Here is a 19,843-nt window from a genome sequence, read left to right as displayed (position 1 = left end):
ATGTTTGTGTTCTCCATGCGTTGTACCTCGCACCCGGGAACCGTCATGTTCTTGTATACACGGTGTTTCGGGATTGGGTGGCATACTTTTTGGCCACTTAGTACAAGGCTTGAACACAATGACAAAACCTTGTTTATTATCCCATTTAAACCTCTTTTATAGCAAGGCGCCATTTTTCAACAAACCATGCAGCCAAGGGGCGCTGGCAGTGTTAAAATCCGCGCCATGACACAGATACAACAACAAGTGCAGCTGCTCACCATCGAAGCTGAGCATGAAGGGCAGCGCATCGACAATTTTCTCAAGACTCAGCTAAAGGGCGTCCCCAAGAGCCTGATCTATCGCATCCTTCGCAAAGGCGAAGTGCGGGTAAACAAAAAGCGCATCAAACCGGAGTACAAACTCTGCGCGGGTGACGAGGTGCGGGTCCCCCCCGTACGCGTTGCCGAGAAGAATGAGCTGCCATCGGCCAACCTCGGTGTTATCCAGCGTCTGGAGAGTCAGATCCTGTTCGAAGACGATGCCATGATCGTGCTGAACAAGCCCTCCGGCATGGCCGTGCACGGTGGCAGCGGGCTGAGCTTTGGCGTCATCGAAGGGCTGCGCGCCCTGCGTCCGGAAGCCCGCTTCCTCGAACTGGTGCACCGGCTCGACCGCGACACCTCCGGCGTGCTACTGGTTGCCAAGAAGCGCAGCGCCCTGCGCAGCCTGCATGAGCAGCTGCGCGTCAAGACCATGCGCAAGCAGTATCTGGCGCTGGTACGTGGCAAGTGGCAAGCCCACGTCAAGGTAGTCAACGCCCCGCTGCGCAAGAACGATCTGCAATCCGGTGAACGGGTTGTGCGGGTCAGTGCCGATGGCAAGCCCTCCGAAACCCGGTTCCGCATCGTGCGTCAATTTGCCGAAGCGACCCTGGTCGAGTGCAGCCCCATCACCGGCCGTACCCACCAGATCCGCGTGCATACCCTGCATGCCGGTCACCCGATCGCCTGTGACGATAAGTACGGTGAAGCGGCGTTTGACGAGAAAATGCGCAGCCAAGGACTGAAACGGCTCTTTTTGCATGCCTGGAAGTTGAGCTTCACCCATCCGGCCGATGGGCGCGAGATGCAGGTGGAAGCCCCCCTTGCACCCGAGCTTGACGGTTTCCTGGAAAAGCTGGCGCACTAATGCAAGATATCCGGCTCGCCATTTTCGATTGGGACGGTACCCTGATGGATTCAGTGGGCCGGATTGTTGCCTGTGTGCAAGGGGCCGCCAGAGATTGTGAGCTGGCGGTGCCTACGCCAACCCAGATCCGGCAGATCATCGGATTGAGCCTCGATGTCGCCATGTCCCGTCTGTTCCCCTTATGCAGTGACAGTGGAGCTACCAGCGATGAGCGCCAGATTGCCGCACTCATCGATCGCTATCGTCATCACTATCTGCACGATGCCACCCCCAGCCCGCTGTTCGCCGGGGCAGGGGAGTTGCTGCATGACTGGCAGTCACAGGGGCTGCAACTGGCGGTCGCCACCGGTAAATCACGCCGAGGGCTGGATCGGGTATTGGATGAGACCGGACTGCGCCCGCTGTTTGTTACCAGTCGCGGCGCCGATGAGGCCAACTCCAAACCCGATCCGTTGATGCTTGAGCAGATCCTGGCCGAGCTGGGGCTGTCACCCCGACAGGCGGTGATGATCGGTGACTCAGTGCACGATATGGCGATGGCCGAGGCGATCGCCATGCCGCGCATTGGCGTCTCCTGGGGGGTGGATAGCCGTGATGCCCTCGGTCGTCACGGGCCTGTGGCGGTGGTGGACTCCATGGCGGCGCTCAGGGCGCTGTTGTGACCCACTCCTTGCGAGCTACAGGGAGCTGATCGATACAAAATGAGCCCGGCCAATTGGCCGGGCTCATTGCTATGTTGCCTCTCCGGTTAACGCCTCATCTTCTGGAGGGGCGTCCTGTGGCACTCGCCACTCGCCACCCAGCGCCTTGTGCAGCAGTACCACTGTGGTGGCGGTATTGAGGCGGGCCTGTACCCGGGCATCCTGCAGGTTGTTGCTGACACGCTGGGCATTGAGCACGCTGAGGTGGTTTTCGAGCCCCGCCCGGTAGAGGCTGGTCGCCTTGTTGACGGCTATCTGAGCCTGATCGTCGGCCCGGGCGATTAACTGCTGATACTGCTGGCTGTTTGCATAGGCCCTCAACACCGTATCGACCTCGTTGAAGGCGCCATTCACCACCTGCTGGTAGGCGAGGGCAGACTCCCTGAACCCCGCTTGCTGCAGATCCACCATGGCGGCTCCCCGCCCACCATCGAACAGGTTCCAGCTTATGCCTGCGCCGAGGGACCAGCCCACTGAACCGGAGGAGAGCAGATCGTCGAGATCGCTGGCCGACACGCCGGGGGTGCCAGTCAATACCAGTTTCGGATAGCGGTTGGCGATGGCGGCGCCCAGTTGCTGGTTGCGTGCCGCCATCTCCCGCTCGGCCAACGCGATATCAAAGCGCCGGTTCAGCAGTTCGGAGGGCAACCCCACCGGGATCAGGCCCGACATCTGTGGCAACGCGCCCTCGTCGAGCCGGTTGCGGGTCTGCGTCGTGGTCTCTCCGAGCAGGATGGCCAGCCGACCGAGATGGGCGGCGCGCGCACTGTCGAGCATCGGCAGCATGGCCTCTGTCGCGGCCTGGGCGGCGCGGGCATTGGCCAGATCCAGCTCGGAGCCATAGCCATGACGATGCAGCGACTGCACCAGCGTCAACACCTGTTGCTGCTCGGCGATGAGCTGTCTGGTGATGGCGACGCGCTCCCCGGCGGCGCGGTATTGCAGATAGTTGTTGATCACCTCGGCGGTCATCAGGGTAGTGAGATTGCGCTGCAGCAGTTCGGCTTGCTCTACCCGGATGCTGGCCGCCTGACTCAGGGCATCGATCCGGCCAAACAGATCTGCCTCCCAGCCGATGGTGGCACTGGCCAGATGGGTTTGGTTATCACGATCCAGCACACTGAGACTGCTCCCCCCCAGTTGGGGCGGCAGGGTGAACTCGGCAACGGCGGGGCCGCTTAGCGGGCCATTTTCGCTCAACCGCATATCGACATAACCCGCGTTGAGGGCGATGGTAGGCACCTTCAGCGAGGAGACCGCGGTCTGGTAGGATTGCGCTGCTTTGATGCGCTCGCTGGCCATCCTAATGGGGATATTCTGCTGCTGGGCCGCCATGACCAGCCGATCGAGCTGCGGATCATTGAACTGTTGCCACCAGAGTCGTCCGGGCTCCGGTTTGGCCTCACTGATCCCCTCGGCAAGGCTGGCGTTGAGATAGACACTCCCCACGGCCACCTGTGGCACCTCATAGTCAGGGGTCATGCTGCAACCGGCCAGCAGCAGAGCCGTGGCCACCAGGGTGAGTCGAAGATCAGTCATGGCATGGCTCCTTGCTGCGGGAAGGGATGAGTGCGCCTTGCGCTTCGTGCCGATAGAGCAGCTGATAGAGCGCCGGCATCACGAAAAGGGAGAGGAAGGAGGCGGCCGAGAGCCCGCCAACAATGGTCGCGGCCATCTGATCAAACAGCCGGTCGGTCAGCAGCGGGATCATCCCGAGCACTGTCGTGAGCGCCGCCATCGAGATGGCCATGGTACGGTTGAGGGTCGCTCTCTTGACCGCGTCAGCCAGAGCCCGGCCCCCTTTGCGTTCCAGTTCGATCTGGTCGATCAGCACTATGCCGTTTTTGATGATCATGCCACTGAGGCAGATCATGCCGACAATCGCCATAAAGCCGAACGGTTTGTCCAGCAGCAACAGGCTCCAGACAATGCCGATAGAGGCCAGCGGCAGCGTCACCAGAATGATAAACGGCTGACGGTAGGCACTGAACATGGCGATCAGAATGATGGTCATCAGCACCATCGCCTTGGGGGTCTGGGTCATCAGATCATCGACCGAGCGCTTCTCGTCATAATATTCACCGCCCCACGCCATGGTGTAGCCGGGGGGCAGGGGAATCGCCTCCAGTTCGCGGGCAATCGCCTTGCGCACATTGGAGGGGGTATCGCCCCTCACGTCTGCCTGCACCGTGATGGCAGGCTGGCGGTTGTAGCGCCAACGCATGCTCTCTTCTCCCTTGAACTCGATGCCATCGACCACCTGTCCCATCGGCACGCTGTGGCTGCCGAGCAGGGAGCGCACCGGAATATTGTCAAACTGGGCCAGGTTGGCATTGCTGCTGCGCAGCTTGATGGGGATGAGATCATCATCACGGCGCATCTGGCCAATCAGGCTGCCATCGGTTGCCCGGGTAATGGCGTTGGCGATGTCGGCGCGATTGATGCCGGCGATCCTCGCCGCATCCTGATTGATGAGGGGCACCAGCACCTTGCTCTCCTGGCGCCAGTTATCCCTGATATAGATGAGGTGAGGGTTGGCGGCCAGCCGCCGTTTGGCCTCATTGGCGAGCCGATGCAGCTGTTGCGGATCTGGTCCGACGAAGCGTGCCTCGATGGCAAATTTGTCCTTGGTGGCCAGCTTGAGCGGGCGGAATCTGGGCTCGGCGTAGGGAAATTCGGCCTGCAACCAGGCATCGCCTGCCGCCGTCAGGGTGGCAATATCCTCATAGCTGCGGGTGTTGATCAGGATCTGGCCATAACTGCTGTCGAAGGGCTCCGGCTCTACCGTGACCGAGAAACGGGGGGCACTCTCGCCGATATGGCTGGAGAGGCTGGTCACCTGTGGCTGGCGCAGCAACCACTGCTCAATCTTGTGCATGTCGGCCGAGGTCTGGGCAATCCGCCCGCCGTTGGGCAGCCAGTAGTCGAGAAACAGCATGGGGCGATCGGAGGAGGGCATGAAGTTGACCTGCAGCAATGGAATGATCGCCAGGGTCAGCAGCAGTACCGGGGCGACCCCGAGCAGCAGTTTGACCGGGTTATCCACCGACCAGCACACCGCTTTTTGGTAGAGCGCTGCCAGCCGTGAAGGCGGGATCGGCTCATCGGTTTGGGTCGGTGCGGGAATGAAATACCAGCAGAGCAGCGGGGTGACCGTCATGGCGATGAGCCAGGAGAGCAGCAGCGAGCTGCACAGCACCTGCACAATCGAGAGGGCGAATTCGGCCGCATCGGTCTGGGAGAAGAGCACGGGCGCCGTACCCAGCGCGGCGATCAGGGTCGCCGCCAACAGCGGCAGTGCCATTTCGCGGATGCTGTCGCTCACCGCCTGATTGCGGGCAATCCCCTGACGCAACTTGGCCTCAACGAGATCGACGATGACGATGGCGTTATCCACCAGCATACCCAGCGCCAGGATAAATGAACCGAGCGAGACCCGCTGCAGATCAACCTGGGTCAGGTTGAGGTAGATCAGGGTAAAGAGGATGGTCAGCAACAGGCTGACCCCGACGATGGCGGCACTGCGCCAACCCATGAAGATCAGCAGCACGATCACCACGATGATCACGCTCTCGGCCAGGTTGATGATGAAGTTGTTGACGGACTTGGCTACCTCTTCCGGTTGATAGGCGACGACGCCGACATGAACCCCTTCCGGGAGAGTGGCTTCGAATTGTGCCAACTCCTGGCGGAGGGTATCGCCAATGCTGACCACGTTGATGCCGTTGACCGGGCTGACTGCCAGGGTGATCGCCTGCTGGCCGTTGAAACGGCTCAGAGTCATGGCGGGATCCTGATAGTCGAGGTAGACGTTGGCGATATCACCCAGCCGCACGGTAGCGCTTTCCAGACCATTGATGCCGGTTTTGATGCTGAGGTTCTGGATATCTTCCACACTGCCGAACGCCCCGGCCTGTTCGACGCGGATCTGCTCGATGCCCATGGCGAAATCGCCGCTGTGCAGCGGCAGGTTCTGGCTACCCAGCTGTTCGAACAACTGCAGGGTGGTCAGGGTGGCCTGCGCCAGTCGCTCATCATCGACATCGATGTTGATCACCTGCTCCTGAATACCGTGCAGTTGTATCTTTTTCACTCCCTCGATGGCCTTGAGCCGGCGTTGCAGCTCGCGGGCGTGATCCTTGAGCTCGGCCATGGCGACACTGTCACCATAGAGGGAGAAGAGCATGCCATACACTTCGGAAAATTCGTCCTGCACTATGGTGAGTTGGGCCTGGGGAGGCAGCGAGAGCTTGACGTCATTGACTTTGCGGCGCAGCAGATCCCACTGCTGGGGCAGTTCGGCCGAGTTCACCTGCTCCTGCAGATCGACAAAGATCATCGAACTGCCGGGACGGGAGAGAGAGCGCAGCTTCCACAGATGCTCCATCTCCTGCAACTTGGTTTCGATGGGATCGGTGACCAGCCGCTCCACCTCACCGGCATCGGCGCCGGGATAGAGGGTCACGATCACCGCACTCTTGACCGTGAAGGCGGGATCTTCCAGCTTGCCGAGCTGGAAGTAGGAGACCAGCCCGACCAGGGTGCAGAGCAGGGTGAAGAAGATCACGAAGGTCTTCTGGCGCAGTACAAAGGTTGAGAGATTCATGATTTGGCCACCCGTTCCAGCGACAGGTCTGCCATGATGGCGACCTGTTCACCCTCGCTGACAAAGGCGCTGCCTGCCACTACCAGCTGATCGCCCGTTGCTAGCTCACCGCTGACACAGAGGGCATCCCGCTGCTGGCCATGAAGCGACACCGGCACCCGGACCACCCGATCCGCATCCACCCGCCAGACATGCCACTGGCGATCCTGACTGTTGACCGCCATGGCGGGCAGACAGAAGAGGCGGGTGTCCGCTTGCTGCGGCAGGTCGAGGGTGACATTGACCGACTTGCCCGCCACCAGATTGTTCTGATCCCGCGGCAGGGAGAGCGTCACCTCGTAGGTACGTTTGAGCGGGGCGGGGATGGAGGCGATATCGGTCACCGTCACCGCGATATCTTGCTGGCGCTGGCCCCAGGCGAGGTGGCCAGGCAGGCCGGGCGTGATCCTGGCAACCTGGCGCTCCGGTACGTCGATCACCACATTGAGCCGCTCCGGCTGGTGCAGGGTAAGCACCTTGACGCCGGGCAGCACAAATTCGTGGTTGTCGATGTGTCGCTTGCCGATCACCCCGTCAAAGGGGGCGCGCAGCTCGCTGTAGGCCAGCGCATCGCGGGCTTTTTGCAGTCCCTGGCTGGCCATCTCGACCGCCGCGCCGGCGCGGGCTTCGGCACTGATGGCCCGATCAAGATTGACATCGGCGATGGCGTTGTCGGCGGTGGCCTGCCTGATCCGTTGCAGCTCATTGCGCGCCAGCCGATGGGCGGCACGGGCTTCGGCCAGCTGGGCCTCTCCCTGAGTGACAGTGACCTGGAAATCGTGGGGATCGAGGCGGGCAAGCAGATCCCCCTTGTTGACCCGTGTCCCCTCGGTCACCACCAGCTCCTGCAACATCCCATGTACCCGGAACGACAGATCGGTGGTGCGGGCCGATTTCAGCACGCCGCTGAAGGTGTGCTGGCGGGTGGCGACGGGGGCTTTCAGGGTCATGACCTGGACGGTGCGCAGTTGCGGTGGTTGCGGCGCAGCTGGCGTGGTGGCGTCGGCGCCACAACCGCTCAACAACAGCAGGATAGCGCTGCCGAGCAGTGTTGTTTTGAAGCGGGGAGGTGTCATGAGAGGATTCCTTTAGACAAGTGTCATCAAATGGCGCCAGTCTAATTGAATCACTCCTTGTTATTAATCCCGTCTATCCATGCTTCTATGTCTCGTAATTTGTGACAATCAGCCGAGTAACAACGCCGACTCAGCCAACAGACTCTCTATCAGCAAACGGGCGGCATGGGTCATTCCCTTGCGGCTGGGATACACCAGCCAGGCATCATCGAGATAGACCTTGTGGGTCGGCAGGATCTCCAGCAATTCGCCACTGGCGACCTGTGCCTTGACACTCAGCTCGGGCAGCAGGCTGATCCCGGCCCCCTTGAGCACCGCGTAGCGGATATAGTGGCTGCTGTTGGAGATGAGCCGGCTGCTGACCTTGAGCGGGCCGGTATTGAAGTTCCAGCAATCCTCCAGCTCGCCGCTGGCCAGGCGATGGATCAGCAGGGCGTGTTGATGAAGATCGTCAAGTTGTTGCGGCATGCCGTGAGCGGCCACATAGGCCGGGCTGGCGTAGAGTTTGCGTGAGACCGTGGTCAGGGGACGTGCGACAAACGAGCTCTCTTTCATCTCGCCAATATGGACGCAGGCATCGAGCCCGTAGTTCATGATGTCGTGATAACCGAGGTTGCTGACGTGGGTCTCCAGGGTGATGAGGGGATACTTGTCGAGAAAATTGACCAGCAAGTCGTGGGCCAGTATGTCGGCATCCCCGATCAGGCCCAGCTTGACCGAACCGGTAGGGGCCGAACTCTGGTTCTTGATGCTCTGGTTAAGAGTCTCTAGTCGCGGAATGATCTCCTGCAACTGCATAAAATAGTCGGTGCCGGCCGGCGTCAGGGTTAGCTTGCGGGTGGTGCGGGTAAACAGCTTGCAGCCCAGCGCATGTTCCAGATCGCCAATGCGTCGGCTGACCTGGGCCCGTGGCACATCGAGGGAGTGTGCCACGGCGGCAAAGTTGCCCAGTTCGACCACAGAGAGAAAAAGCCTCAAATCATCTATACGCACAATCCGGATCCTGGTTGATAGGGTTGAAGCGGCGCACCAGTGCGCCACCCGTCATAAGCACTTGTCCAGCAGGCATCTCCGCGAGACGGCGGGTTGTCGGCACACCGGACATCAGGGCAGGGCGATGCCGTGGCGATCCAGCAGCTCGATCAGGCCGATCAGTGGCAGACCGATCAAGGCATTGGGGTCGCGCCCCTCCAGCCCTTTGAACAGCACGATCCCCATCCCTTCACATTTGAAGCTGCCGGCACAATCGAGGGGCAATTCTGCTTCTACATAGCGGCGAATGGCGGCTTCATCGAGGTTGCGAAAATGGACGGTGAAGGGTTCCACCAGTTGATGAGCCTCACCGGTTGCGGCATTCACCACGCACAGGCCGGTATAGAAGGTAACACTGCGACCCTGGGCCGCCATCAGCTGGGCGATGGCATTGTCGATGGTGCCCGGTTTGCCAAGGATGTGATCATCGCAGACACACACCTGATCAGATCCGATGATCAAGCCGTGATCACGTTGCCCGGCGATGGCATCAGCCTTGGCGCGGGCCAGTCTGGCTACCAGCGCGTTGGCGGATTCGCCAGCCAGCGGGCGCTCATCAACGTCTGGGGCGGCACATTCAAAGGGGAGGCCAAGCTTCTCCAGCAGGGCTTTGCGATAGCGAGAAGTTGAGGCGAGGATAAGATTCTGTGGCATAATCCGAATACCGATGAAAGCGAGTACCGGCATTCTAGGGACTTGTGACGTTAAAATCATCGGCGGTAAGGACTTTTTCCTTTGACTATCAGTTGTTGGACCTATATTATTCGCGCCCTATGCAAAAGGTGAAGTTGCCCGTTAAGGTTGATCCAGTCCGTAGTGCCTTGAAGCTGCTCGATTACATCGGGATAGTGGAAAAGTCGCAGATGCCCAGGCTGGAGGAATCAACCGCTGGCTTGCAGAGTGATATCGATGTATCACTGCACTTTGGCAAAGATGTCCAGAAGTTGACCGTTATGAAAGGCACTGCCCATGCCAAGGTTGACCTGGTTTGCCAACGTTGCGGAGAGACATTCGAACACCTCTGTGAAGCTGAATTTATATACACTCCGCTGTTCGAAAGAACAAACGAGGAAGAACTGCCGGAAGCTTATGAGCCCATTGAGTTGGACGAAAACGGCGAGATAGATCTTCATAAAATCCTGGAGGATGAACTTATCCTCTCGTTGCCTCAAGTCGCAATGCATCCGATGGATGCCTGCCCGAGAGGAAACATGGAGATGACCTGGGGTGAAATCGAACCTGCTGATGAGCGGCCGAATCCCTTTGCAGTTCTTGAAGAGCTTAAACGTAAGTGAATTTAGGAGTTAGCCTACAATGGCCGTACAACAGAACCGTAAAACCCGTGCCAAGCGTGGCATGCGTCGTTCCCACGATGCGCTGACCACCGCTGCCCTGACTGTTGATCAGACCAGTGGCGAAATTCATCGTCGTCACCACGTGACTGCCGATGGTTTCTACCGCGGTAAAAAGGTAATCGCTTAAGGATTGCCTTTGTCTACGCAAACTGTCGCGCTAGACATCATGGGGGGAGATATTGGCCCCTCGGAAACAGTGCCTGCCGCCGTGCAGGCACTGTCTCTTTTACCCCAGCTAAAACTGATCCTGGTCGGCGACCAGCACCAGACCTCTTCTTTGCTGCAGCAACATGGCTTGCTGAATCATCCCCGCGTTCGTTTCGTACATGCATCCCAGGTGGTTGGCATGGGCGATAAACCGATCGTGGCGTTGCGTACTCTGAAAGACTCCTCCATGCGGGTGGTGCTCAATCTGGTGAAAGCCGGTGAGGCCGATGCCTGCGTCAGTGCCGGCAATACCGGCGCGCTGATGGCGATGGCCAAATGCGTGCTCAAATCCCTGCCCGGGGTAGACAGACCCGCCCTCATCAAGGCGTTACCGACATTGAGCGGCAAACGCACCGTGATGCTGGATCTTGGCGCCAATGTCAGTTGCGATGCGGATACCTTGCTGCAGTTTGCAGTGATGGGCTCCGTCGTGGCCGAAAAGGTCGAAGGCATTGCGTCACCTCGTGTTGCCTTGCTCAACATCGGCGAGGAGGAGATCAAGGGCAACGATCTGGTGCGTCACAGCGCCGAATTGTTGCGCCAGTGCCACGCGCTCAATTATGTCGGGTTCGTCGAAGGGGATCGCATCTTCAGCGGTGACAGCGATGTGATTGTCTGTGACGGTTTTGTCGGCAATGTGGCCCTCAAGACGGCGGAGGGTGTGGTGCGGATGATGGCCCAGCTGGCCGGATATCCCCGCAAGAAACGCAGTTTTCTTGGTCGGATCGCCGGTTTTATGTTCAAACGGCGTTTTTCTTACCTGAACCCCGACCAGTATAACGGGGCAAGTCTGTTAGGATTGCGCGGCATTGTGGTAAAAAGTCATGGGCGGGCCGAACGGCGCGCCCTGTGTAATGCGATCCTGCTGGCCGCACAAGAGGCCAAACATCAACTTCCACTGCAAATAGCAGATCGCCTTGAAGCTGTCTTCTCTGACAGGGATCTATAAGAACTCTATGCATAGCAAAATTCTGGGTACTGGCAGCTACCTGCCGAGTTCAGTGCGTACCAACGCCGATCTCGAGCAGATGGTTGAGACCAGTGATGAGTGGATCGTGGAACGCACCGGTATCCGTGAGCGCCGTATTGCCGGGGCTGACGAAACCGTTGCCACCCTCTCTTACCAGGCCGCCCTGCGCGCCCTGGAAGCAGCCGGTCTGACCGCTGCCGATCTCGATATGATAGTGCTGGCTACCACCAGTGCTGAAAATGCCTTCCCGGCTGCTGCCTGCGAGCTGCAGGGGCTGCTCGGCGTACCGGGCATTCCTGCCTTTGACGTGGCTGCAGCCTGCGCCGGTTTCACCTACGCACTCTCCATTGCCGATCAGTTCGTCAAATCCGGCGCCGCTCGCCATGTGCTGGTCGTCGGGGCCGATGTGCTCTCCCGCATGTGCGATCCGCAAGATCGCGGCACCATCATCCTGTTTGGTGACGGGGCTGGGGCTGTGATTGTCGGTGCCAGCGAGACGCCGGGCATCCTCTCTACCCATCTCCATGCCGATGGCCGTTATGGCGAGCTGCTCAAGCTGCCTCACCCCCGTCGCGGCATGCCGGGTGCCGAGCTCGAAGCCTACATGTATATGAAGGGCAACGATGTCTTCAAGGTCGCGGTCACCCGTCTGAGCGAGATCGTCACCGAAACGTTGGCCGCTGCCGGTATCGAACCGAGCGAGCTGGACTGGCTGGTGCCTCATCAGGCCAACTTCCGCATCATCAGCGCCACCGCCAAGAAGCTCGGTATGAGCCTCGATAAAGTGGTGCTGACCCTCGACAAGCACGGCAATACCTCTGCCGCTTCCGTCCCTGTCGCCTTCGACGAAGGGGTACGGGATGGCCGGATCAAACCGGGTCAGCTGGTACTGCTGGAAGCCTTTGGCGGCGGTTTTGCCTGGGGCTCGGCGTTGGTTCGCCTCTGATCTTCGGCGGGATGGTGTACCCATCATCCCGTCACCGATTTCATTTTTGTCTTATCTAAAAGGAATCAATGATGACCCAATTTGCCATTGCCTTCCCGGGACAAGGTTCCCAGTCCGTTGGCATGCTGGCCGAGCTGGCCGAGCAACATGCCGTGATCAAGGAGACCTTCGCCGAGGCGAGCCAGGTGCTGGGTTATGACCTGTTTGCCCTGGTGATGGATGGTCCGGTTGAAGATCTGAACAAAACCTGGCGCACCCAGCCTGCGCTGCTGACCGCCTCTGTCGCCCTGTGGCGTCTGTGGCAACAGCAGGGTGGGGCAACGCCTTCTCTGATGGCGGGCCACAGCCTGGGTGAATACTCCGCGCTGGTTTGCAGTGGCGCACTCGATTTTGCCGATGCGGTCAAACTAGTCGAGCTGCGTGGCCTGGCCATGCAGGAAGCAGTCCCGGAAGGCACCGGCGCCATGGCTGCCATCATCGGTCTGGACAACGAATCCATCGCCGCCAACTGCGAAAAAGCAGCGCAAGGGCAGGTGGTCTCTCCGGTCAACTTCAACTCTCCGGGCCAGGTGGTTATCGCCGGTCACAAAGAGGCCGTTGAACGTGCCAACGTGCTGATGAAAGAGTCGGGCGCCAAGCGTGCATTGCCGCTGCCGGTCTCCGTGCCGTCTCACTGCGCGCTGATGAAACCTGCCGCAGAAAAACTGGCAGCTGCGCTGGACGGGATCGAGATCAAGGTTCCAACCATCGCGGTCATCAATAATGTCGACGTATCCTGTGAACAGGATCCGGCCGCCATCAAGCAAGCGCTGGTGCGTCAGCTGTTCAGCCCGGTTCGTTGGACCGAGACTGTCGAGCGGATGGCCAATGAGGGCGTTACCCTCGAGATCGAGATGGGACCGGGCAAAGTGCTGACCGGGCTCGCCAAGCGCATCGACAAGCGCGTGGAAGGTATTCACGCCAACGATGCCGCCTCTTTCGAGCAGGCGCTGGCCCAGATCAAGTAAACAGGAGCAAGTGATGAGTTTTACCGATAAGGTTGTGTTGGTGACCGGTGCCAGTCGTGGCATCGGCCGTGCAATTGCCGAAACATTTGCGGCCCGTGGCGCGAAAGTGGTCGGTACGGCGACCAGCGAGAGCGGTGCCGAGGCGATCAGCGCCTATCTGGGCGACCATGGTTGCGGCATGGCGCTGAACGTGACCAGCCAGGAGTCCATCGAAGCCGTCTTTGCCGCCATCAAGGCGCGCTTTGGCGACATCGACATTCTGATCAACAACGCGGGGATCACCCGTGACAATCTGTTGATGCGGATGAAAGATGATGAGTGGAACGAGATCATCGATACCAATCTGACCTCGCTCTACCGTCTGAGCAAACCGGTGTTGCGTGCCATGATGAAGAAACGTCACGGTCGCATCATCAGCATTGGCTCCGTGGTAGGCACCATGGGCAATGCGGGTCAGGTCAACTATGCTGCCGCCAAGGCGGGTCTGGTTGGTTTTACCAAATCGTTGGCGCGGGAAGTGGCATCCCGTGGTATCACAGTGAACGCGGTTGCCCCCGGTTTCATCGAAACCGACATGACCCGTGCCCTGAATGACGATCAACGTGCCGGCATCATGAGTCAGGTGCCTGCCGCCCGTTTGGGTGATCCAAAAGAAATTGCCGCAGCTGTGGTATTCTTGGCTTCTGATGAAGCAGCCTATATCACCGGCGAAACCCTGCATGTTAATGGCGGGATGTACATGGTGTAATCAATTTGTCGTGAGATCTGTTCAAATTTGCGATAGTACGCCGAAGTTTGGCACATTTCGTGGTTTGACCAGCGGCAAGCTACTTGCAAACTCACGTCAATTGAATAAACTACCCCAACCAGACGCAAATAGCGTATTTTTAAAGGAAAATTCAGGTCATGAGCAACATCGAAGAACGCGTAAAGAAAATCATCATCGAACAACTGGGTGTTAAAGAAGAAGACGTCAAGAACGCTGCCTCCTTCGTCGACGACCTGGGCGCTGACTCTTTGGATACCGTTGAACTGGTAATGGCGCTGGAAGAAGAATTCGATACCGAAATTCCTGATGAAGAAGCCGAGAAGATCACCACTGTTCAAGCGGCTATCGATTACATCACCGCTAATCAGGAATAAGTTCCTGTTCTGAAAGAAGCGGCCCAAGGGCCGCTTCTTTTGTATTTGTTTCCTTTCAAATCACCTCTCGGAGACTACCTCAGTGTCAAAACGCAGAGTCGTGGTGACCGGCTTGGGGATGCTTTCCCCGGTGGGTAACACTGCCGAATCCAGCTGGCAAGCACTGCTCAACGGGCAGAGCGGCATTTCCCTTATCGATCACTTTGATGCCAGCGAGTTCGCAACCCGCTTCGCAGGTCTGGTCAAAGATTTCGATCCCGAGCAATACGGCATCAACCGCAAAGAAGCCCGCAAGATGGATCTCTTTATCCAGTACGGCGTGGCGGCGGGGATCCAGGCGCTGGATGATTCCGGCCTGACCATCAATGAAGAGAATGCCGAGCGTGTCGGCGTGGCGATTGGCTCCGGTATCGGCGGTCTGGGTCTGATTGAACAGAACCACAGCAGCCTGATCAACGGTGGCCCACGCAAGCTGAGCCCCTTCTTCGTACCGTCCACCATCATCAATATGGTGTCCGGTCATCTCTCCATCATGAAAGGTCTGCAAGGGCCGAACATCGCCGTGACTACCGCCTGTACTACCGGTACCCATGCCATCGGTATGGCGGGTCGGATGATCGCCTATGGTGATGCGGACGTGATGGTGGCTGGCGGCACTGAGAAAGCCTCCACCCCGATGGGGATGGGCGGTTTCGCCGCGGCCAAGGCGCTCTCCAACCGCAATGACGAGCCGCAAAAGGCGAGCCGTCCGTGGGACAAGGATCGCGACGGTTTTGTGCTGGGTGACGGTGCCGGTGTACTGGTGCTGGAAGAGTACGAACATGCCAAGGCCCGTGGCGCCAAGATTTACGCCGAGCTGGTCGGTTTTGGCATGAGTGGCGACGCCTACCACATGACTGCGCCTCCCGCTGATGGCAACGGTGGCGCCCGCGCCATGAAAAATGCCATCAAGGATGCTGGCATTGCTCCCGAGCAGATTGGTTACATCAACGCCCACGGCACCTCTACCCCGCTGGGTGACGTGGCCGAACTGCGTGGCATGAAGTCGGTGTTTGGTGAGCACGCCAAATCCCTGATGATCAGCTCCACCAAGTCCATGACCGGTCACCTGCTGGGCGCCGCCGGTGCCATCGAGGCGATCATCACAGTGTTGGCCCTGCGTGATCAGGTGGCGCCGCCCACCATCAACCTGGACAACCCGGATGAAGAGTGCGATCTGGATCTGGTGCCCCACGTGGCCAAGTCTGGCAGCTTCGAGTACGCCCTCTCCAACTCGTTTGGATTTGGCGGCACCAATGGCTCGCTGATCTTCAAACGCGTATAATTTGCCGCAGGGCAAAGACACAGGCCCGATACTGCCGGTATCGGGCCTTTTTTATCGGAGGGATCCCTTTGCTTATCAATGGAATGAAGCTTGATACCATCTCGGCCCATGATCGGGGGCTGGCCTATGGTGACGGTCATTTCACCACCATGGCGGTCAGGGATGGTCGTGTATTGCAGTGGCCTGCCCATCTTGCACGGCTGCAGCAGGCCAACAATCGGCTGGGATTGGCTGATCCTGACTGGGATCTGCTGAGCCAGGAGGTTGAAGAGATAGTGGCCGACCAGCCACAATGCGTGGCCAAGGTGATCCTGACCCGCGGCGAGGGAGGCAGGGGCTATGATGGCAGCGGATGTCGGAACACGACCCGCATTGTCAGCCTGGCGCCATTTCCTACCCACTATGGCCAGTGGCAACAGCAGGGTATCGAGATGGTGGTGTGCCGCCAGAGGATCGGCGATGCGCCCATGCTGGCCGGGCTTAAAACCTTGAATCGTCTGGAGCAGGTGTTGCTGAAAAGCGAACTTGTCAGCCGTGATGCAGTCGAAGGGATAGTGCTTAACAGCCGCGGTTTTCTGACCGAAGGGGTCAGTGCCAATCTGTTTTGGCGTCGGGGCAAGACGGTGTTTACGCCGGATCTGGCCCGCGGTGGTGTCGATGGCATCATGCGCCGCCAGGTGATGGCGATGCTGAAACAGATGAGTATTGAGTTGCGTGTGGTAGAGGCTCCGCTGGAGTCACTATGGCAGGCGGAAGAGGTGTGGCTCACCAATACCCTGATGGGGGTGGTGCCGGTCAACGGCATCGAGGATATTCATTATCCCGCAGCGGTATTGAGTCGCCGTTTACAGGAGCGTTTGGTCATTGAAGTTTAATCGGCTTTACACCCTGCTCGCGGGGGCGGCACTGACAGTGGCCGTCGCCGGGGGCTATGTATATCACAAATGGCAACAGGTGGAGACGCTCACCAACAAGGGGCCGACCCGGCTCTATACGGTGGAGAAAGGCGCCCATGCGGCACGCCTGATCGCCGAACTGGGGGAGGGGGAAACCAGCCCGTGGGCGGTGCGGCTCTGGCTGCGCGGCCATCCCGAACTGGTGGCCATCAAATCGGGCACCTACGAGATCAAGGAAGGGGCCCCCCTCAAGGAGACCCTCTCTCTGTTTGCTTCGGGCAAGGAGTTTCACTTCAGCCTCACCTTCGTTGAAGGCTCCCGTTTCGAGGATTGGCAGAAGCAGCTCGCCAGCGCCCCTTATCTCGAGCGGTTGACCGTTGAGCAATCCGAAGCCGATCTGGCGCAGGAGCTCGGCATCGAGAATGGCAAGCTGGAGGGGTGGTTCCTGCCGGAAACTTACGCCTATACCACCCATGCCAGCGATCTCTCGATCTTGCGCCGCGCCCATCAGGATATGGAGACCTTCCTGCAGCAGAGCTGGGAGAAACGTCAGGCCAACCTGCCTTACAAAACACCCTATGAGGCGTTGATCATGGCCTCCATTATCGAGAAAGAGACCGGCCAGCCGGACGAGCGGGCGCAGATCGCCTCCGTATTCGTCAACCGTCTGCGTCTGGGCATGAAGTTGCAGACTGATCCCACCGTCATTTACGGGGTGAAAGATCGCTACGATGGCAACATTCGTCGCAGTGATCTGACCGACAAGAATCCCTATAACACCTATGTGATCGACGGTCTGCCGCCCACGCCTATCGCCATGCCGGGCAAGGCCTCCATCGAAGCAGCGCTCAACCCCAAATCGACCGACTATCTCTACTTTGTCGCCAAGGGGGGCGGTGCCCACTATTTCTCCAAGACCCTCGATGAACACAATCGGGCGGTTCGCGAATACATATTGAAGAAATCCTGATGTCTAAATTTATTGTTATTGAAGGTTTGGAAGGGGCAGGGAAGAGCTCTGCCGTACGTTACGTCACAGACTATCTGCACCACCACGGCATCGACCGGATCGAGTGCACCCGCGAGCCGGGTGGTACCCCGCTGGCCGAGCGGATGCGTACCATCGTCAAAGAGGTGCACGACGAGCGCCTCACCATCGAAGCCGAACTGCTGCTGATGTATGCCTCCCGGGTACAACTGGTGGAGACCCGCATCAAGCCCGCGCTGGCCGATGGTGTCTGGGTGGTGGGAGATCGCCACGATCTCTCCTCCCAGGCCTATCAGGGCGGTGGTCGCGGTATCGATCCCCAGCTCATCGGTGCCATCAAGCAGGCGGTGCTCGGCAACTTCAAGCCGGATCTCACCCTCTATCTCGATATCGATCCCGCCCTTGGCTTGCAGCGCGCTCGCCATCGCGGCGAGCTGGATCGCATCGAACTGGAGCAACTGAGCTTCTTCGAGCGTACCCGAGCGCGTTATCTCGAACTGGCCGCCAAGGATGACTCCATTGTGGTGATCGATGCGGCGCAAACACCGGATCAGGTCAAAGCTGCCATCGAGCGTGCATTGGACCATTACCTGTCAAACGAGCCGCTATGTATCCCTGGCTGATCCCCGACTGGCATGCTCTGAGTCAGACGGCCCAGTCCGGTCGTCTCGGCCACGCCTGGTTGTTGCTCGGCGATCCCGGTCTTGGCAAGGAGCAGCTGGCCGAGCGACTGGCACGCTTGCACCTTTGTCAGCACCCTGATCGCGGAGAACCGTGCGGTCATTGCCACTCCTGCCAGCTGTTTGACAAGGGTAACCACCCGGATCTCGGCACCATCGCTCGTGACAGCAAGACCATCGGGGTCGAAGCTATTCGCGAGATCTGCACTCGGCTGCAGGGCTCTGCCCAGCTCGGCCGTGGCAAGGTGGTGATCATTCCAGATGCGGAGCGGATGACCGAATCGGCGGCTAACGCCCTGTTGAAAACCCTGGAAGAGCCGGCCGGCGACAGCTTGCTGTTGCTGATTGCCTCCCAGGTTTCACGGTTGCTTCCCACTATTCTCAGTCGCTGTCACAAACATGTCTGTCAGTTGCCTGCGGAAGGGGAGACGGTACGCTGGTTGGCCGAGCAGGGTCATCAGGCCACGTTGGCTCAGGTGCGGATCTGTCAGGGGGCCCCGCTGCGGGTACTCGACTATATCGAGCAGCAACAGGACGGTACTCGCCGCGAATTGCTGGAACTGTTTGTCGCCCTGAGTCAAAGTCCGGTCAAGGCGACGGCACTGTGCAGCCAGCTGGGTCAGGAGACGCAGGTCAGGTTGCACTGGTTGCAGCTCTTCTTGTGCGATGCCCTGAAAACCCAGGCCGGATGTGGTCACCATCAACTGGCAATGCCGGATCTGGCAACCTTGAGTCAGCGGCTGGCGGAGCAGCACTCCAGCGAAAAACTGCTGGAAGCGGAGCAGCAGTTGGTTGCCCTCAAGGCCGCTTGCCAGCCGGGGCAGCTCTCCAATCCCACCATCCATTTGATGAACTGGCTCAGTCGCTGGTTATAAGTACCGACAAGCAGAAAGGTTTTATATGTTACTCGTTGATTCCCACTGTCATCTCGATCGCCTCAGCTATGGCAGCAAGCAGACCAGCATGGCCGATGTACTGGCCAAGGCCGCGAAACTGGATGTGGGATATTTTCTCTGTGTAAGTGTCACTCAGGCACAATTTCCGACCATGCTCGAGGCAATCGCCCCCTATCCCCAGGTGTTTGCCTCTTGCGGGGTACATCCGCTCAATCAGGAACCCGGCGTCGATGCCGCCCTGTTGCTGACCCAGGCGGCAGATGAGAGAGTGATCGCCATCGGCGAGACCGGTCTCGACTACTTCTACTCCCCCGAGAACAAAGAGGTGCAGCAAGCCTCTTTCCGCGAGCATATCCGGGTTGCCCGCGCCCTGAACAAGCCGCTGATCATCCACACTCGCGATGCCCAGCAAGATACCTTGCAGATCATGCGTGAAGAGGGAGCTGATCAGGTTGGCGGTGTGCTGCACTGCTTCACCGAATCCCTCGAGATGGCACAAGCGGCGATGGCGATGGGCTTCTATATCTCCATCTCAGGGATCGCCACCTTCAAAAATGCGTCCGCCTTGCAAGCCGTGGTCAAGGCACTGCCCCTCGAGCGATTGCTGGTCGAGACCGACTCGCCCTATCTTGCTCCCGTTCCGCATCGGGGGAGGGAGAACGAACCCGCCTTTGTGCGTGATGTTGCCCAGTTTATTGCCGACCTGCGTCAGATCCTGCTTAGCGAATTGGCAGAAGCGACCAGCCGGAATTTTTTTGAACTGTTCAAACTGGCGAAAAAATAACAAAGAAGCCCCGTTGTTCGGGG

Annotated in this window: 20 protein-coding genes; 15 read left to right on the top strand and 5 right to left on the bottom strand. The window is 59.1% G+C overall.

Annotated features, from left to right (window positions below; genetic code table 11):
* Positions 1 to 225 precede the first annotated feature (225 nt).
* The gene (gene rluC / locus OKC27_RS06385) at positions 226 to 1,170 is read left to right on the top strand and encodes a 23S rRNA pseudouridine(955/2504/2580) synthase RluC (RefSeq protein WP_204356693.1); all 945 of its coding nucleotides are present in this window, start codon (positions 226 to 228) and stop codon (positions 1,168 to 1,170) included.
* Positions 1,170 to 1,832 (top strand): HAD family hydrolase, encoded by a 663-nt coding sequence (locus OKC27_RS06380; RefSeq protein ID WP_182939672.1) that lies wholly within the window; start codon positions 1,170 to 1,172, stop codon positions 1,830 to 1,832. The genes rluC and OKC27_RS06380 overlap by 1 nt, the downstream gene beginning before the upstream one ends.
* A gap of 69 nt (positions 1,833 to 1,901) precedes the next feature.
* On the opposite strand, the gene OKC27_RS06375 is transcribed toward OKC27_RS06380, so the two are convergent.
* The 5 genes from OKC27_RS06375 to OKC27_RS06355 all read right to left on the bottom strand — a co-directional run bounded on the left by OKC27_RS06375 (position 1,902) and on the right by OKC27_RS06355 (position 9,278).
* Positions 1,902 to 3,410 (bottom strand): efflux transporter outer membrane subunit, encoded by a 1,509-nt coding sequence (locus OKC27_RS06375; protein WP_182939673.1) that lies wholly within the window; start codon positions 3,408 to 3,410, stop codon positions 1,902 to 1,904.
* The gene (locus tag OKC27_RS06370) at positions 3,403 to 6,477 is read right to left on the bottom strand and encodes an efflux RND transporter permease subunit (protein ID WP_182939674.1); all 3,075 of its coding nucleotides are present in this window, start codon (positions 6,475 to 6,477) and stop codon (positions 3,403 to 3,405) included. Before OKC27_RS06370 ends, OKC27_RS06375 begins: the two co-directional genes overlap by 8 nt.
* Positions 6,474 to 7,592 carry an efflux RND transporter periplasmic adaptor subunit gene (locus tag OKC27_RS06365; protein WP_182939675.1) on the bottom strand — a complete coding sequence of 373 codons (1,119 nt, stop codon included), beginning with the start codon at positions 7,590 to 7,592 and terminating at the stop codon, positions 6,474 to 6,476. The genes OKC27_RS06370 and OKC27_RS06365 overlap by 4 nt, the downstream gene beginning before the upstream one ends.
* Before the next feature lie 108 nt (positions 7,593 to 7,700).
* Positions 7,701 to 8,585, bottom strand: a complete 885-nt coding sequence (locus OKC27_RS06360; protein WP_058051949.1) for a LysR family transcriptional regulator — start codon at positions 8,583 to 8,585, stop codon at positions 7,701 to 7,703.
* Between the two features lie 111 nt (positions 8,586 to 8,696).
* On the bottom strand, positions 8,697 to 9,278 hold the full coding sequence (locus OKC27_RS06355; protein WP_111809317.1) for a Maf family protein: 582 nt from the start codon (positions 9,276 to 9,278) through the stop codon (positions 8,697 to 8,699).
* A 119-nt stretch (positions 9,279 to 9,397) separates the two neighbouring features.
* Between OKC27_RS06355 and yceD the strand changes: the two genes are divergently transcribed.
* The 13 genes from yceD (at position 9,398) to OKC27_RS06290 (ending at position 19,820) form a co-directional block, all read left to right on the top strand.
* Entirely contained in the window at positions 9,398 to 9,919 is a 522-nt protein-coding gene (yceD, locus tag OKC27_RS06350) for a 23S rRNA accumulation protein YceD (protein WP_042655813.1), read from the top strand.
* A gap of 19 nt (positions 9,920 to 9,938) precedes the next feature.
* The gene (gene rpmF, locus OKC27_RS06345; protein ID WP_005300935.1) at positions 9,939 to 10,106 is read left to right on the top strand and encodes a 50S ribosomal protein L32; all 168 of its coding nucleotides are present in this window, start codon (positions 9,939 to 9,941) and stop codon (positions 10,104 to 10,106) included.
* Positions 10,107 to 10,115: 9 nt separating this feature from the next.
* Positions 10,116 to 11,135, top strand: coding sequence for a phosphate acyltransferase PlsX (gene plsX, locus OKC27_RS06340; RefSeq protein ID WP_042062911.1), 1,020 nt, complete (start codon positions 10,116 to 10,118; stop codon positions 11,133 to 11,135).
* A gap of 7 nt (positions 11,136 to 11,142) precedes the next feature.
* Complete coding sequence (locus OKC27_RS06335; protein WP_042655782.1) at positions 11,143 to 12,102, top strand: beta-ketoacyl-ACP synthase III; 960 nt, start codon at positions 11,143 to 11,145, stop codon at positions 12,100 to 12,102.
* Between the two features lie 71 nt (positions 12,103 to 12,173).
* Positions 12,174 to 13,109: an ACP S-malonyltransferase gene (gene fabD, locus OKC27_RS06330; RefSeq protein WP_042062909.1), complete on the top strand. Its 936-nt coding sequence runs from the start codon at positions 12,174 to 12,176 to the stop codon at positions 13,107 to 13,109.
* Positions 13,110 to 13,122: 13 nt separating this feature from the next.
* Positions 13,123 to 13,857 (top strand): 3-oxoacyl-ACP reductase FabG, encoded by a 735-nt coding sequence (gene fabG / locus OKC27_RS06325; RefSeq protein WP_042062908.1) that lies wholly within the window; start codon positions 13,123 to 13,125, stop codon positions 13,855 to 13,857.
* 158 nt (positions 13,858 to 14,015) lie between these two features.
* Positions 14,016 to 14,252: an acyl carrier protein gene (gene acpP / locus OKC27_RS06320; protein ID WP_005300909.1), complete on the top strand. Its 237-nt coding sequence runs from the start codon at positions 14,016 to 14,018 to the stop codon at positions 14,250 to 14,252.
* A gap of 82 nt (positions 14,253 to 14,334) precedes the next feature.
* On the top strand, positions 14,335 to 15,576 hold the full coding sequence (gene fabF / locus OKC27_RS06315) for a beta-ketoacyl-ACP synthase II (RefSeq protein WP_075113635.1): 1,242 nt from the start codon (positions 14,335 to 14,337) through the stop codon (positions 15,574 to 15,576).
* Positions 15,577 to 15,644: 68 nt separating this feature from the next.
* The gene (gene pabC, locus OKC27_RS06310) at positions 15,645 to 16,451 is read left to right on the top strand and encodes an aminodeoxychorismate lyase (protein ID WP_182939676.1); all 807 of its coding nucleotides are present in this window, start codon (positions 15,645 to 15,647) and stop codon (positions 16,449 to 16,451) included.
* The gene (mltG, locus tag OKC27_RS06305; protein ID WP_042062905.1) at positions 16,441 to 17,442 is read left to right on the top strand and encodes an endolytic transglycosylase MltG; all 1,002 of its coding nucleotides are present in this window, start codon (positions 16,441 to 16,443) and stop codon (positions 17,440 to 17,442) included. The genes pabC and mltG overlap by 11 nt, the downstream gene beginning before the upstream one ends.
* A complete protein-coding gene (tmk, locus tag OKC27_RS06300; RefSeq protein ID WP_182939677.1) occupies positions 17,442 to 18,083 on the top strand; it encodes a dTMP kinase in 642 nt (213 codons plus the stop codon). The genes mltG and tmk overlap by 1 nt, the downstream gene beginning before the upstream one ends.
* Positions 18,068 to 19,015, top strand: a complete 948-nt coding sequence (gene holB, locus OKC27_RS06295; RefSeq protein ID WP_182939678.1) for a DNA polymerase III subunit delta' — start codon at positions 18,068 to 18,070, stop codon at positions 19,013 to 19,015. Before tmk ends, holB begins: the two co-directional genes overlap by 16 nt.
* Positions 19,016 to 19,040: 25 nt before the next feature.
* The gene (locus OKC27_RS06290; RefSeq protein ID WP_182939679.1) at positions 19,041 to 19,820 is read left to right on the top strand and encodes a TatD family hydrolase; all 780 of its coding nucleotides are present in this window, start codon (positions 19,041 to 19,043) and stop codon (positions 19,818 to 19,820) included.
* Positions 19,821 to 19,843 lie beyond the last annotated feature (23 nt).

The sequence above is a fragment of the Aeromonas sp. QDB62 genome (assembly GCF_027705695.1).
GTDB lineage: Bacteria > Pseudomonadota > Gammaproteobacteria > Enterobacterales > Aeromonadaceae > Aeromonas > Aeromonas allosaccharophila.
Note: the sequence above shows the minus strand (reverse complement) of the source record. Positions and strands in the feature narration are given on the sequence as shown.